Consider the following 15,749-nt stretch of genomic DNA (forward strand, 5'->3'; position numbering starts at 1 on the left):
CAGGCCTGCCCAGGATGGGATGCGTGAATGGCACGATCGAGGAAGAAACTCGGTGAGATACTTGTAGGGAAGGGCGTTCTCACGCCGGAGCAGGCCGACAAGGCGACGGCTGTTGCCAAGGGGTCTGGCAAGAGACTCGGCGAGGCACTCGTTGAGGGCGGGTTTGCGAAAGAAGACCAGGTTGCTCGCGCGCTGGCGGAGCAGTTCGGGCTCGAGTTTGTCGACCTGAACGCCAACGGCGTGACTTCCAAGATCGAGTTCGGGGCGATACCCGAGGATCTGATCAAGCGGTACACGATTCTGCCGCTGGGCAAGGCGGGGAACAAGCTTGCGCTTGCGATCCACGATCCGATGGATCTTGAACTGCTGGACATGCTGCGGTTTCGCCTGAATGTCGAGGTCGATCCGAAGGTCGCATCGAAGAGCCAGATTCGTGCGTTCATCGAGACGAAAGGGAAGTCGCCCTCGTCGGCTCCGAAGATGGTCGAGCCGGGTGCCGGGCTTGTGACGGACTCGATCGATCGGTCGATCGATCGGTCGGTCGACCGCTCGGTGGACAAGTCGATCGACGTCGCGTCGGAAGATGCGCCGATCGTGAAGCTGTGCAACCGGATCATCATCGAGGCCGTGAAGATGCGGGCCTCGGATATCCATATCGAGCCGTTCGCGGATCGTGTGCGGCTGAGGTATCGGATCGACGGCGTCTGTATGGAGCGTGACAATCTGCCGAAGCGGATGCAGAACGCGGTGTTGAGCCGTATGAAGCTGATGTCCGGCGTGAATATCGCGGAGAAGCGGATCCCGCAGGACGGTCGTATCAAGCTCCCGGTGGACGACAAGTTCATCGACTTCCGTGTGTCGTCGTGCCCCGTGTACCACGGCGAATCGATCGTGCTTCGTATTCTTCGTCCCGACTCGGTGCGCATCGGTCTTGAGAACCTGGGATTCGAGGCCGACAACCTCTCGATCTTTAACCGGATCATCCGGCGTCCGAACGGCATTTTCCTGGTGACCGGCCCGACCGGTTCCGGAAAGACGACGACGCTTTATTCGGCGCTTGACGTGCTGAACCGTCCTGACCGCAAGATCATTACTGCGGAGGACCCGGTCGAGTACAACTTCGAGGGTATCAATCAGTGCCAGGTGCGAGAGCACATCGGTCTGACGTTCCCGGCGATTCTTCGGTCGATGCTGCGTCAGGCCCCGAACATCATCCTCGTTGGTGAGATTCGAGACAAGGAAGTCGCGGAGATCGCGATCCAGGCCGCGCTGACGGGCCACCTGGTGTTTTCGACGCTGCACACGAACGATGCGCCGTCGGCGATCACTCGTCTGATCGACATGGGGCTGAAGCCGTTCCTTGTCGCCAGTTCGATCCAGGCGGTGATGGCGCAGCGGCTCATCCGCGTGCTCTGCAAGCACTGCAAGCGCATCGCCAAGCCCGAGGAGATCGATCCGAAGTATCTCTCGCTGACCGGCATCACCATGGACGAGGCGGTGGGGCGTGTCCACAGTGCGGTCGGCTGTGCCGAGTGCAACAACACGGGATACCGTGGCCGAAAGGCGATTTTCGAGATGATGATTATGAACGCAGCGATTCGCGATCTGGCGTTCAATCTCGCACCGATTTCGGATCTACGCAAGGCGGCTCTGGCGAACGGCATGCGTCCGCTGGTGCAGGACGGCAAGTTGAAGATCCTGGCCGGCGTCACCACACCAAACGAGATCGCGAATACGACGCAGGTTGAGTCACACTGATCCACATTCTCCGCTCGGCGTCGCGGCAGTGCGCGGGGCGAGCATCTCACGGAGCGTTCCATGTCTTCTCAGGAATCCAGCCAATCAGCACGCGTCGGTCCATCGATGCAGATCGATCGACTCCTTGACACTGTGGTCAAGCTTGGCGCGTCGGACCTTCACCTGACGGTGAACCGGCGTCCCACGATCCGTCACCACGGCCACCTGAAGGATCTGCAGACGAAGATTCTGGACTCGGACGACATGGTTGGCCTGATGAAGTCGATCACGCCCGAGCGGAACCAGCAGGAGTTGCAGGAGGAGGGAGGCACGGACTTCGGATTTGCATACGGCGATGCCGCACGCTTCCGTGTGTCGGTCTTCCGTCAGCGTGGTGACATCGCGATCGTGCTTCGGCAGATCCCGAACCGGCTGCTGACGTTCGAGCAGATCGGCCTTCCGGAGATGTGCCGCGAGTTGATCCGGCGTCCCCGTGGGATGTTCTTGGTCACGGGTCCGACGGGTTCTGGAAAGACGACTTCGCTCGCGACGATGATCGACTACATCAACCAGACGATGGACCGTCACATCGTCACGATGGAAGACCCGATCGAGTATTACCACAAGCACAAGAAATCGATCGTGAACCAGCGCGAGGTGGGGAACGATGTTCCCAGCTTCGCAGAGGCACTTCGCCGTGCGTTGCGTCAGGACCCGGACGTGATCCTGGTCGGTGAAATGCGAGATCTGGAGACGATTGAGGCGGCGGTCCGTGCCGCGGAGACGGGCCACCTGGTCTTCGGAACGCTGCACACCACGGGTGCCGCGAAGACGATCGACCGACTGGTGGACGCCTTCCCTGTTACCCAACAGAACCAGATCCGCGTTCAGCTTTCGACGGCCCTTATTTCGGTGCTTTCGCAGGTGCTGCTCTCTCGTACGGACCAGCCCGGGATGGTGGCTGGGTACGAGTTCCTGGTCGTCACACCCGCGATCGCGAACCTGATCCGTGAGAACAAGACGTTCCGCATCGACTCGGCGATCCAGACCGGCAAGCGGTTCGGCATGCAGTTGCTCGACGATCACCTCTGGTCTCTGTACAGCCGCGACATGATCTCGGCAGAAGAGATGATCGACAAGAGCAAAAATCCGGCTGACCTGACGGACAAGGTCCATCGACTGGGCCGCACGGTGGGACGTTCGGAGTGGGATCAGGACGACGTGTCGGCGTGATACATGGAAACGCTGGGCCATTTATGAGTCAATATCACGCTGTCGTGTCTTCACTTGCCCTGATTTGGACCTTTTTCCGTTGAATCATCTGTGGATATCTGGTCGTATAGGACGTGTCGTTGAAGACATACGTCCGGAGGTTGTCGCGTCATGCCTATGGACATCGCACAAGAATTGAAGGGTCGGAAGCTCGGCAGAGTGCTGACGAAACTCGGCAAGGTGACGCGCGAGCAGGTTCATGAGGCGTTATCGGTCCAAAAGACAAAGAAGGCGCCGATCGGGCAGTTGCTGGTCGAGCTTGGGTATTGCTCGATGCGAGATATCAACGCCGCGCTCGCCGGGCAGGCGGGCATGGAGTTCGTTGACCTCTCGAGCATGACGATCCCTGAAGAGGTGCTCAATATCCTGCCTGCTGAGAACGTCCAGACGTATCAGGTGGTTCCCATTGAACACAACCCGACCAGCAAGCGGCTGAAGATCGCGATGAAGAACGCGAACAACTTCCGCGCGGTCGACGACCTTCGGCTTCTGATGGGTTTCAATGTTGAGGCGGTCGTCGCGGAAGAGGACGCGATCGACGCCATCATCAAGAAGCACTACACGAAGCAGGAGTCGATGACGGATGTCGTGAGCGCGCTCGCGACGGACTCGAAGTTCAAGTCTCTTGAGGGGCGTGGCGAGTCGATCGACCTCGACGCGGTGATGGAGCTTGCGTCGGACAATCAGGTCGTGAAGCTGCTGAACCTCGTGTTGCTTCAGGCCATCAAGGACCGCGCATCTGACATCCACTTCGAGCCGTTCGAGAACGAGTTCAAGATGCGGTACCGGATCGACGGTGTGTTGTACGAGATGGTGCCTCCGCCGAAGCATCTGGGGCCGGCGATCACGAGCCGCGTGAAGGTCATGGCGAACCTGGATATCGCCGAGCGGCGTCTGCCTCAGGACGGTCGCATTGAGTTGACAGTCGGAGGGAGCCCGGTGGATCTTCGTGTCGCGGTGCTGCCGACGATGCACGGTGAGTCGGTGGTGATGCGTATTCTGGATCGCTCGAACGTGAAGCTGCAACTGGATCGGATCGGATTCCGGCCCGATGACCTGGAGAAGTTCCGTTACCTCATCAACAAGCCGAACGGCATCGTCGTGGTGACGGGGCCGACCGGTTCGGGCAAGACGACGACGCTTTACGCGGCTCTCGCTGAGCTGAATCAGATCGATACCAAGATCCTGACGGCCGAGGACCCGGTCGAGTACGACATTGACGGCCTCTGCCAGGTGCAGGTGAACGAAGAGGTCGGGCTGACGTTCGCAAAGGCGCTTCGCTCATTCCTTCGTCAGGATCCTGACATTATTCTGGTGGGCGAGATCCGAGACCTTGAGACGGCTCAGATTGCCATTCAGGCATCGCTCACGGGTCACTTGGTGCTGAGCACGCTGCACACGAACGACGCGCCGAGTTCGATCATCCGATTGGTGGACCTTGGTGTCGAGCCGTTCCTGCTGACTGCGACGATCGAGGGCGTCGTCGCTCAGCGGCTTGCGAGGACGATCTGTCCGAAGTGCAAGGAGCCGTACCAGCCGAGCGATGAGGAGCTTATGGAGCTGAACCTCACGCCCGACAAGGTCAAGGGGCGTCACTTCTTCCGCGGGCGCGGCTGCGACAACTGCAGCAAGTCGGGCTATCGCGGGCGTATGGCTCTCTTCGAGATCTTCTCTATCGAGGACGAGCTGCGTGAGTTGATCATGCGGAACGCCTCGACGGCCGTTCTTCGAGAGCACTCGATCAAACGCGGCATGCGGACGCTGCGCGACTCGGGCATGCTGGCGATCTACGAGGGCCAGACGACGATCGACGAGGTGGTGAGGGAGACGCTGGCCGAGGAATGAGCGATTCGGGGAATGACAACGAGACGCGGCGGAGCACGCCGCGTGGAACGACGGAGACACGGTCATGGGCACGTTCGCGTACGAGGCACTCAACGCAGCCGGCAAGCCCCAGAAGGGGACGATCGAGGCATCGACGAGCGATGACGCGATCCAGCGGATCAAGGCGCAGGGGTTTTTCCCGACGTCTGTGCGTGAGCAGAAGGTCAAGAAGTCCGTGATCGCCGAGGACACGTCGAAGGCGAAGAAGAAGCCGAAGAAGGGGCTCTCGTTCGGCAAGGTGAAGGCCAAGCAGTTGACGCTGTTCACGCGGCAGCTCTCGACCCTTCAGGACGCGGGCCTGCCTCTGCTGCGGTCGCTCCAGATTCTTGAGGGGCAGCAGAAGCCGGGTCTGATGAAGAACGTTCTTCTGGGCGTGTGTGAGGATGTCGAGGGCGGCTCGTCGCTTTCCGATGCGTTCACGAAGCACCCGCGGTGCTTCGATCGCCTGTACTGCAAGATGGTGAACGCGGGCGAGATCGGCGGCGTGCTCGACATCATTCTGCAGCGTCTGGCGAACTTCATGGAGAAGAGCCAGTCGCTGAAGCGGAAGATCAAGGGCGCGATGATCTACCCGATCGTGGTCGTGATCATCGCGGCTCTGATCCTGACGTTCATCATGATCTTCATCATCCCGAAGTTCCAGGAGATCTTCTCCGACTTCGGCGTTGCGCTCCCCACGCTCACGGTGTTCCTCATCAATACGAGCAGTTGGGTCGCGGGCATCAACCCGGGCCAGAAGATCGGCGGCTGGGTGTTCCTGCTGATTGCGCCCTTCATCATCTTCACGTTCCTCAAGCTGATCAGGAAGTCGGGGCCCGGACGTGCAGCGACGGACTGGGTGCTGCTCAAGACCCCGATTTTCGGGCCGTTGGTGAAGAAGTCGACGATCGCGAGGTTTACGCGAACCCTGGGCACGCTGATCTCGGCGGGCGTTCCGATTCTCGAGGCGCTTCTGATCACTCGCGACACATCGGGCAACTACGTCTTCGAGAAGGCGCTGAACAAGGTTCACGATTCGATCCGAGAGGGCGAGTCGTTCGCGGATCCGCTTCGTGAGTCCAAGACCTGCGATGCGATCGTGGTGAACATGATCGACGTCGGCGAGGAGACCGGCGAGATGGACACGATGCTGCTGAAGATCGCGGACAACTACGACGAAGAGGTCGATGTCGCGGTCGGTTCGCTGCTGAAGCTCATCGAGCCGTTGATGGTTGTCGTGCTGGGCGGCATCGTCGGAACGATCGTCGTCGCGATGTTCCTGCCGCTCGTGGCCATGATCAACTCGCTGCAGAGCAGCAAGTGATCGTGCGTGGTCTGATCGTGACCGGGGCTACGGAGCCCGGAGGGCCTTTCGACATGATGATGGCACGGCAGAGAACGGGTTCTTGCGGGCAGCGGGCCTTCACGCTGGTTGAGGTCATCTTCTCGATCCTTTTGATCGCGATCCTGATCTCGATCTCGATCGTGGGGATTCAGGCGGCCTCGCGGAGCGCTCAGGCGTCTGCGGATCGTCAGGCGGTGCTCTCGTTGAAGGTCGGTGTGGAGAGCTTCAAGCAGGAGTTCGGTTTCCTGCCGCCGCTGGCCAAGGGTGAGGTGCCTCCCGGCAGTGAGGAGCCGTTCCTGACGTCCGAGCGGAGAGTGAACGTCTACAACCCGTCTGTCGCTTCGGACTTGAACTTTCTTCGTGGGCGAACGGGAGCTGCGGATGGTGCGGCTATCAGCGATGACTCGGCGTTCCGTTTCTCGCGGCAGTCGTTGCCATTCTACCTCGGCGGCATTCTTGACGCGAACGCTGACGGCGTCGATGGTCCCGGGTTCCGGGCTCCGCGTCGTGACGGGACGTTCGCGAGTTCAGGTCCCTCTTACCAGCCGTTCGTGGACACTTCGAAAAAGACGCTTCGGGCATGGCCATCGAGCGACACCTCGCGTCCTTATGTGGTGGAGTTCAGAGATCGCTCGGGCATCGCGATCCGTTACTACCGCTGGGCCAAGGAGTCCGACGCTGAGATCGCTCGGTCGGGTCTGCGGGCGTTGAACATACCCAAGGTCCTCGGTGATCCGACCAGCGATGCGGACGAGCGTGCCTCCCCTGCCGACGCGAATCCGGCGTTGCGAGACGCGGAGTTCGCGATCGTTGCGGCGGGTCCGAACCGGGTGTTCGGCGATATCAAGATCGGTGCGGACAAGGGGACAGGCACGGAGTCGCTGGTTGAGATCCGTCGCACGCTCGGGCTGCCTTCCTCTCGCACGGATATCGCGGTCGAGCAAGAGGGTCGGAAGGACAACATCGTGGAGGTGGGACGATGACGCGATCCACACGCGATGCGGGATTTTCTCGTCTTGAGCGCTCGTTCACGCTGATCGAGTTGCTGGTGGTCGTCTCGCTGCTGTCGATTCTGCTTGCTGTTGCAGTGCCGGCTTTCTCGTCGCTGCTGGAATCGAATGAGCGGGCGCTCGCGGACAGCAAGCTCAAGATCGCGGCGTCGCTCGGGCGAGATGCCGCGGTGCGATCCGGGCGGGGGAGCGACGGCGCGGTGGCGTTTTTCTACGCGCCGGGCGGGCGCATGCGAGCGGTGCCGTTCGTGAAGGCCGGGGTGATTGAGGATGAGGATGCCTCGGGGAATCCGATCGAGCGCGATGTCTTCGTTCAGGTGGACACGTTCGAGGCGATCGAGTTTCCGCGTGGCTGGTCTGTTCGCGGGTATGCCCCGGCGTACTCGGTCGATCAGCAGTGGTATGAGCGGACTGTCGAGGCGGCCGACCGCAACAAGGGCAACTGGGTCTTTCCAGAGACGCACCTGTACGATCCTCGTGATACGGACGGCGGCGGCGAGCGTCAGACCTTTCTGATTCGGTTCGATGCGGTTGACGGGACTGCATCGGTCCCGAAGGCGCGTGACGCGCTGCTCCTGGACCCGAGCACGTCGAGAGTTCTGCGTGATAGAGAGCCATTCAGAACGTTCAATATCGAGCGTGCTGCGAGCCATCTGGCGTACGTACGGTCGATCCTCCAGCTTCCTCCGAGCGATTCGCGCCGGCGCGAGTTGCTCGGGGATGAGTCTCCCGACACGGTTCTCGCGAGGCAGGTGACTCAGGTTGTGCTGTACGACGAGACGCGGCTGGCCGGTGCTCTGAGGGTGAGACTCGACCGTGACACGCAGACGATTTATCGGTCGAGTACGCGCCCGGAGCTGGTCGCGGGTGTGACGCGAGCGGACATCATGAACTGGCTCGAAGGGCGGAATGTATCGAGCGACGGGCCGTCCAAGCAGCCCGATAAGGCCGCACGTGTGTACTTCGTCGAGCGGTATTCGGGATCGCTCAGGGAGATGTTCCCATGATTCGCAGACACCATCGTTTGCTGTCGGCGTTCTCTCTGATCGAGGTGCTCATCTCGGTTCTGGTGCTGGCTCTTGGGCTGCTGGGGCTCGGCGCGATGTTCCCGGTTGTGATCCGCCAGCAGCGGAACGCGACGGACGCCGTTCTGGGCACGATGGCGGCGAACGCGGCGAGACTTGAGTTGGAGAACAACGGGCTACTGCGAGGGCAAGCGGTTATTCCCGCGACTTCGGGTGGGCCAGTAGACGAGGTGGGAATTTATCCTTGGGATAGTGTTCTCGTCTCACTTGCTGGTAGTACGTTTCTTGCAATGCCCACATACGAGTCCGACACAGGCGTGATGCGGATCGGTGAAGGGGCGAGCGTTGCGAGCATTCCATTGGCTGCTCGGCTCTATCCCGCGCCGAGTCTGACTGGCGCGCAGCCCCGCTACGTGTGGGATCTGGCGTACCGGGTGGCGGGCTCCAATCGTCTCGAGGTCTTCATCTTCGTTCGGCCGATCGATCCGAACATTCGCATCACACCCGGGCAGAATCTGTCGAATGCGCTCGCGCCGACCAACTCGTCGGGCGATCTGCTGAACCCCACGAAGCTGGCGGTCGCGGTGGATCGTTCGACACGGCTGCCGACGCTCGCCGGAGTCGGGGACTATTCCGTACCGGTTGAGATGCAGGTCGCGAGTGTTGTGCTGAACGACACGAATACAACGCCTGACGACGATCGGAATCGCATCTCGCTGTCGCCATCCGGTTCGGTTGAGCGGGCTCTCGCATCGACTGTCGTTCGAACCGGCCAGCGGCTCGTCGATCGACTCGGGACGATTTACACCGTTGTCGGGATTCCGAAGTCGTCGCCCCGGGAGTTCACGGTGCTGGTTGAGCCGCCGATTCCGTCGTCCGTCGCCAACGCGAGGGACATCGGTCCGGTCTATTTCGTGCCGCAGACGCCCGCGGCCGTGACCAAGGTGATGATCATCCCATGAAAGCCACCACGAAACAACCCGCGAAGTGCTTCGGAGTGAGGCGGAGGGGCTTCACGCTGGTAGAGACGCTCGTGGCGATCGGCGCGGTCGCGCTGATCTCGGTCGGCATCGCGGCGATCTTTCAGTCGGTCGGGCGGACGGTGACCACGGGGCGGCGTGTGAGCAACTTCTCGCAGTTCGCGACGCTCGTCGAGCGTCAGATGCGGGCTGACTTTTCGAGGATGACGCGTGACGGCTACCTGGTGATCCACCACCAGTACGCGTCCGATCTGAACGGGCGGCGGATCAATGTGCTGCCGTATGAGGGTGCGCTTGCATCGGAGGCACGTCAGCGGCGGATCGATGAGATCTTGTTTTTTGCGAAGGGTGATTTCACTTCTGGTCGTGAGCCGATGTCGCCGGGCGTGATTGCGCGATCGGGGACTGCCGCGATTTACTACGGGCACGGCGCGGTCTGGCCTGTCGGGTTCGACAGTCTCGGCAACATCTGGCGTCGGCCCGAGGTGAACTCGATTCCGACGGTGACTGCTCCTCTGACGCTGGGGTATCGCCCGAGTGCGACGGCCTCTGTCGAGGAGTTCCCCAACCAGTTTTCTTCATCCTGGAATCTGCTGCGTCACGTCACACTGCTCGCGCCGCTCGCATCGACGGAGACACGCTACGCGCCGAGCGGGGCGTTCGGTTATCCGGCAAGCAGTCCGTTCCTGATCGATCAGGATACGCAGATCGCTCTGCAGCCCGCGGCCGTCAGTTTGTTCCGCACACTCTCGCGCATGAACCTTGGCGCGGGTGGCGGGCCCGTTGTCGGGCCGGGAATCCGGCCTCTGCGAGAATCGACCTCGGGCGGGCTTCTGACCAGGCGGCCTCTTCGCTCGACCGGTCTGGTTGACATCGCAACGACTGATCTTGCGGAGATCCGATCGATCTCTCAGTCCATGGCGAAGAGCAACAAAACCGACATCCTTAGGCCGGGCGACATCGCCGGGGCGGGGCGGTTCGAGAACTTCCGCAAGCAGCAGATCGAGGAGGACGCGAACGACCCGGTGAGACGCCCAGGAGGGTTCAACGTCATTCCTCGCCTCACTCGTCCCAACATCGAGTCGCCCTCTGCGAATCCTGATCGCGATGTTCTGAGCAACATCCAGAACTGGATGCGAGAGGCGTTCCCCGCGAATTCGTTCGGCGATCCGAGTTCTCTTGCGGCGGAGTCAGGGGCGTATATCCGCATGAGGGCGGAGCAGGTGCCGCCGGATTACTTCACGGCTTCGTCGCTGGTGAACGACCTTGAGCGGACGTACCGGCGTGCGGACCAGTTGATGCTGACTTCTTCTGTGTTTGTGCCGCGTTGCTCGGAGTTGATCATCGAGTGGAGTTTCGGCCAGGCGGACACGAACGGTCGGTTGGTGTGGTACGGCGGGAAGGAGACGCCGGGTATCGCGGGCGACACGATCCGGCTGTATCCGGGGCTGCCGTCGCTGAAGCCTCCCGCCTCTGAAGCTGCGTGGTATCGTCCGTTCTCGTCGCTCCCGGCCTCTGCGAGTGCGGCGCGAGATCACCGGCTCTCGCCTTATCTGATCTATGACGCGCTGGCTCTTGCGAACTTTGAGCCGGCGTCTGCGGCTATGAACACCAATGCCCAGGCGACCGCGCACTTTGGCTATATCGATCCGACGTGGCCGGGTGCGGGGTCGCCGGGTGCGAGCGAGCCGCGCACGCTGCCGTGGGCGTGGCCGAAGCTGATTCGTGTGACGATGACGCTGTCCGATCCCGTTGACCCGTCGGTCGAAGAGACGTTCCAGTTTGTGTTCGAACTTCCTGCAGATCCGATGCCGTGACTTCTTGAGTGAGCACGCGTTGTCCGTGGGCGGGTGGGCCGTTCCGGAGCCATGGAGACCAACCGATGAGCATCCTCCACAACGCCAGATCCCTTGCGCGACGCACGCTTCGCAGCCAGCGACGGGGCACGTTCATCGTGCTTGTTGTCGGCATGCTAGCGCTGATGACCATTCTCGCGGTCGTGTACTTCTCGATCGGTCAGGGCGATGCGCGCTCGAGCGCAGCGATGGTCAGCGCGAGCAAGCGTGACGATGTTGCGATCGTGGTGCGCGACCACATCAAGATGATCCTTGCGGACGATGTGAGAGCATCGATCGATCCGGGTTCTGGCGCGATTGATCGGGTGCAGCGGTATCAGCGCGAGGCGTGGGATTACCCCTGGACGAGCCCGGTGTGGCGGACGGTCTCTGCGACACCCGCGCTCCGGTTCAACCCGATCGGCACGCGGGGCGATGACCCCTACCTCGCGTCGAGCGAGCCGACGATTCTGGGTACGGGCCGGACATGGTCGGACGAGCCGCTGCACCAGTCGTATCGGAGCAAGCGTGACTGGCTGCATCTCAGCAACATCGCGCCCGATGGGAACTACGTGAATCTCTATAACCTTCGGCCGAGCTCCGCGGGCGGGCCACCTTCGGGCGGGTTCGGGGCGACTCCGATCGAGATGCGTCGTTACCTGTCTCTCTTCGACCAGAACGGGAATCCCGGGTACACGCGGCTCGATGACGACACGACGGCGCTCGATCCGGAGGTGCCGGCGCATCTCTCTTACCGCCAGCGGCACGCGTTTCGGCCGCTGTATGACGACAGGCCGTACAACGATCGCGATTACATTCCGTATTCCTATGCGGACGCGGACGGCGATGGATTCGTCGACTCACGGTGGCAGGAGTTGGTGAACGCGTCGAATCCGTCAGCCGCAGCGACGGATCTGATCAGGGCTGCGGACGGGCGGCGTTATTTCGTCGCTGCGCGAATCGTGGATCTTTCCGGTCGGATCAACGTGAACACAGCGACGGACTTTGTGAATGCGCCGTCGAACGATTCGCCTGCTGGTATGAGTCCTGCTGATATCGATCTGCGTTCGATCCTGACGATGCAGGATTCCTACGAGGTGTACGCAACGGCGTTCGGGAGCCCGGTCGGAACACACGGCACGGGCGATTATCGTGTGTGGAACCCGACGGATGCGACTTCGGTCGAGAACTATTCCGCGTTGAACAACGACTTTGCCTATCAGGTCGGCATCGGTGGGTACAACGCGTTGCGTCTGTCTCTTGAGACGTCGATCGTTCCGCCTCCACGCACGAACCTGACGACCTTTGCCACGCAGTATCTCGGCGATGGGGCGACGGGGAATCGCGTGATGCCGAACGGGCTCGAGCGGGAGAAATCGTTTCTCGCGTCGGGTTCCGGGTCGGCGGGGGCGACCCTGCTCACGGACGGTCTCGCGTTCTCGGGTGGGTTCGGGCTGTCCGATCTCACGGAGTTGCTGACGTATCGCGTAGCCAACGATCCCGAGCAGGTTTCGATTCTTGAGTCTGCACTCGGCGGTCGGTTCCCTGAGGCGGGCGCGGATGCGGCCGGCACACGTCGGTACAGCCCGTTGCGTGACAATCGCCAGCTTTCGTTTGAGATTCCCGGGGCGACGCTGCTTCCAACGGATGCGGGGAAGCTGGATGCGACGCGGCTTCTGTTCGCGACAGACATCAGGCAGCGTCTGACGACGCACTCGGGGGCGAGACCGATTCGACCGGCACCGACGAATTCGATTGATTTGCAGACGAACACTGCTGTCTCAAGCTACGACTTCTCGACGAATGTGATCTCGCTCGTTCGGAACCGGAACGCCGCACGGCTGTTCAGGGGGTACGCGGATGCGCTTGCGCCTTACAGCGCGATCAGCGGCGTCTGGAACAGGACAGCATCGGACTTCGCGCAGACCAGGTTCCTTGCCTACGGCTACGACGGTCCGGAGGTGGCGGTGCGTCTTGCAGCGCACAGCGCGATCAATCTTCTGGCTGCGAGCGGGCGTGACGGCACCGTCGATACGCGTGAGTTCGAGCCCTATCCCTACACACTGATTCTTCATGAGGGAGCCCGCACGCAGTTGATCTCGGATTCGGGTCTTCCGGTTGCCGGGCGTACGTTCAGGCAGGGGTGGTGGCAGCCGATCGAACGCCAGCTCGATCTGACATCGACACGGATCGCGCCGACCGGTACGACGTCCCCGACGCACGCGGTCACGGTGTACGGTGTCAAGCCCCAGCCGGTGATCACACAGGCCAGCGCGTACACGATCTACATCGATGCGCCGCAGGTGCTTGGCGGCGATGCCGATATCGGGGCGAGCGACGGCGGGGTGCCGCCGGTGATCGAGGTGCGCCCCATCACGATCAACGGCGATGCGAGCTGGGGGAACTCTGACTATCTCGGACGGATATTGGCGATCCAGTTGACGAACCCGTTCAAAGATGTGGACATTCCGCTGAGCAGGGATGATGTGACCACGGATGGAACATCACTCTCGCCGACTGATGTTCTGTACACTTATTACATCGAGTTCGGAGGCAGGACGTATAAGCTCGTCGCGATCGATCCCACGGATCTTTCCTCGCCGCAGAAGGCGATCGTGCTCCGGCGCGGCGAGACACGCAACTTCGTGATTCTCGATGCCGAATACTCGACGTTCAATGCACGCTGGAATGCTGTGTATTCTCGGTACTCTACCGGCCCGATCGACCCTGACGGCTCTCCGTTCCGTTCCTGGCTGAACGCCCAGCTCTCAGTCGAGAACACCACGGGTGTTGTCCAGCCCGTGATCATCCCAGCGATGAACGCCACGAGCGGCACTCTTGCCTCAGCCGGAGAGATATTCGCAGGCACCGAGTCTCAGCATCGGTCGATCCGGTTGTGGCGAGCGATGATCAGCGGTGCGACAGATGACAATCTCACCGCATCATCTGGTGCGAATAACAGAGAGAATGACTACCTGGTCGATCGACTGCGGGATCCCGCGGCTTCGGGGGTCTCTCTGAAGAGGGATCTGCCGCCCGGACAGAACGACATCGGCGGCACGATCGGGCGCGAGGAGAGCTTCTCCGGCTCTCTCCCCGCAGGCAATGACAACACGGGCTTCACGATCGCCCTGCGAGCTTCGATCCGCCGTCCCGACGAGGGCACGGTTGGCGATACGGGCATTCCGGCATATGTGATTGAGTCGAAGACGAACAGCCGCAACTCTCGCACGTCGGATTCTCTCTCGACGGCTTCGCTGAACAAGTCGGACTTCACACCGAATACCAATGGTGCATACCAGCGGTTCACGACCTTTATTTCGGGCACGACGGGGGCGCCCCCTTCAGACATCCTTCTGGCAACGGCGCGCCAGCGTGCCGGGATCAAGACGGGTTCGGGGATCGGTAACAATCTTTCATCGGTCGCTTTCAGCAATCTGGTGGTGGAGTTCCCGCGCTCGCTGCGGAACAGGGTCAACAACGGGACGCTGCGGCTTGCGGATCTCTATCTGCCGATGGCCATTGGTCCCTTTGTTGAGATGGACGAGACCGGCGCGGCAACGCTCAACGACGCGAGCGCGGCAACCGACAGGTTCTACACGCTGGGCGAGGCGTTGGCGCTCGCACTCGATTATGACAGAGGACCGGCGGGGTCGCCCATGGAGGGGCTCGGGAACCCGCTGAGGAATCCGGGTATTGCCGATCCTCGTCCCGCCCTCGATCGCGGGCATCTGGTCCTCGACGATTACGTTCTGTTCAGGAACGGTGGGGGTGCACTGCGGTTTGATTATCCGGTTGCCGGCGAGCCGCTGGACATCCTGTATGGGTCTGGTGCGCCCGCGGCATTGTCGCTCATGGACATTTTCCACACGATGGACGATCGGTACAGGTCTCAGCGAGTCGCGACATCGGGCCTCATCAACATCAACACTGCGCCGGTCGAGGTGCTCCGTGCAGCGAGGTTGCTGAGCCCGTTCGACCAGCGGAGTTCTGATTGGTGGTTCACGCCTGCATCGCAGCACAACCGGACGTCGGATATCGCTTCCACGCTGGTGGCGTATCGCGACAAGATCCCGGTCCATCCGCGTCGCGGAGCCGGCTTCAACGTCGCGTCGATTCTCGATTTCACCGACTTGAACGATGGAGCCGATACGCTCAATTACGAGGGTGACAACAACGGTCGCTTCTTCACGACCGACGTGCCCGGGCTACGAGAGACACCCGGCATCCGATCTCTCGGCGAACTCTTCCTCCTCAGGGATACGCGACCGACCAATCCCGAGCGGACGCTTCATTCGATCGATCGTCTCGGATTCGACACGCAGAACCTGTCCGCTCCCGGTATGGATACGGAGACCGGCTCATCGGGTGATGGCCTGAGCGATGATTTCGGCGAGCGGCTCGCGATCGTGAACGGCGTGGCCAATCTGTTCACCGTGAGGTCCGACTACTTCGCGGTCTGGTTCGTTCTGCACGGCTATGCCGAGTCGGACCTGGCGTCGCTCAAGCCGACGGACCCGCTGGTGCCCTCGGTCGCGCGCAGGTTCCTGATGATTGTGGACAGGTCCAGCGTCGCGGTTCGGGGCGACGAGCCCCAGATTCTGCTCTTCAAGGAAGTGCCGTACTGAGGCGACAGAGGCCCGGTGCCTGAGACTATCTGCCCCACCCCCCGACGCGGCGGT

General features: G+C 61.5%; 9 protein-coding genes. All 9 read left to right on the plus strand.

The genetic code is table 11. The features are described from left to right. Positions 1–27: 27 nt before the first annotated feature. The 9 genes from tadA (at position 28) to KF838_03245 (ending at position 15,695) form a co-directional block, all read left to right on the plus strand. A complete protein-coding gene (tadA, locus tag KF838_03205) occupies positions 28–1,758 on the plus strand; it encodes a Flp pilus assembly complex ATPase component TadA (GenBank protein ID QYK48864.1) in 1,731 nt (576 codons plus the stop codon). A gap of 60 nt (positions 1,759–1,818) precedes the next feature. Beyond that, entirely contained in the window at positions 1,819–2,970 is a 1,152-nt protein-coding gene (locus KF838_03210; GenBank protein ID QYK48865.1) for a type IV pilus twitching motility protein PilT, read from the plus strand. 156 nt (positions 2,971–3,126) lie between these two features. Further along, positions 3,127–4,854 (plus strand): type II secretion system ATPase GspE, encoded by a 1,728-nt coding sequence (gene gspE / locus KF838_03215; protein QYK49810.1) that lies wholly within the window; start codon positions 3,127–3,129, stop codon positions 4,852–4,854. A 64-nt stretch (positions 4,855–4,918) separates the two neighbouring features. Then, complete coding sequence (locus tag KF838_03220; protein QYK48866.1) at positions 4,919–6,196, plus strand: type II secretion system F family protein; 1,278 nt, start codon at positions 4,919–4,921, stop codon at positions 6,194–6,196. A gap of 53 nt (positions 6,197–6,249) precedes the next feature. Continuing rightward, positions 6,250–7,200 (plus strand): prepilin-type N-terminal cleavage/methylation domain-containing protein, encoded by a 951-nt coding sequence (locus KF838_03225; protein QYK48867.1) that lies wholly within the window; start codon positions 6,250–6,252, stop codon positions 7,198–7,200. Next, a complete protein-coding gene (locus KF838_03230; GenBank protein QYK48868.1) occupies positions 7,197–8,234 on the plus strand; it encodes a prepilin-type N-terminal cleavage/methylation domain-containing protein in 1,038 nt (345 codons plus the stop codon). The genes KF838_03225 and KF838_03230 overlap by 4 nt, the downstream gene beginning before the upstream one ends. Further along, entirely contained in the window at positions 8,231–9,214 is a 984-nt protein-coding gene (locus KF838_03235; protein QYK48869.1) for a hypothetical protein, read from the plus strand. Before KF838_03230 ends, KF838_03235 begins: the two co-directional genes overlap by 4 nt. Beyond that, entirely contained in the window at positions 9,211–11,049 is a 1,839-nt protein-coding gene (locus KF838_03240; protein QYK48870.1) for a type II secretion system protein, read from the plus strand. The genes KF838_03235 and KF838_03240 overlap by 4 nt, the downstream gene beginning before the upstream one ends. Positions 11,050–11,114: 65 nt before the next feature. Then, positions 11,115–15,695, plus strand: a complete 4,581-nt coding sequence (locus tag KF838_03245; GenBank protein ID QYK48871.1) for a hypothetical protein — start codon at positions 11,115–11,117, stop codon at positions 15,693–15,695. Positions 15,696–15,749: the final 54 nt, after the last annotated feature.

The organism is Phycisphaeraceae bacterium, assembly GCA_019454185.1.
Taxonomy (GTDB): Bacteria; Planctomycetota; Phycisphaerae; order Phycisphaerales; family UBA1924; genus JAHBWV01.

Excerpts from the sequence above, each read along its gene's own strand:
- KF838_03225 (QYK48867.1), top strand. The coding sequence starts at position 6,250 with ATGATGATGGCACGGCAGAGAACGGGTTCTTGCGGGCAGCGGGCCTTC.
- KF838_03210 (QYK48865.1), top strand. The coding sequence starts at position 1,819 with ATGTCTTCTCAGGAATCCAGCCAATCAGCACGCGTCGGTCCATCGATG.
- gspE (QYK49810.1), top strand. The coding sequence starts at position 3,127 with ATGGACATCGCACAAGAATTGAAGGGTCGGAAGCTCGGCAGAGTGCTG.
- tadA (QYK48864.1), top strand. The coding sequence starts at position 28 with ATGGCACGATCGAGGAAGAAACTCGGTGAGATACTTGTAGGGAAGGGC.
- KF838_03240 (QYK48870.1), top strand. The coding sequence starts at position 9,211 with ATGAAAGCCACCACGAAACAACCCGCGAAGTGCTTCGGAGTGAGGCGG.
- KF838_03235 (QYK48869.1), top strand. The coding sequence starts at position 8,231 with ATGATTCGCAGACACCATCGTTTGCTGTCGGCGTTCTCTCTGATCGAG.
- KF838_03220 (QYK48866.1), top strand. The coding sequence starts at position 4,919 with ATGGGCACGTTCGCGTACGAGGCACTCAACGCAGCCGGCAAGCCCCAG.
- KF838_03230 (QYK48868.1), top strand. The coding sequence starts at position 7,197 with ATGACGCGATCCACACGCGATGCGGGATTTTCTCGTCTTGAGCGCTCG.
- KF838_03245 (QYK48871.1), top strand. The coding sequence starts at position 11,115 with ATGAGCATCCTCCACAACGCCAGATCCCTTGCGCGACGCACGCTTCGC.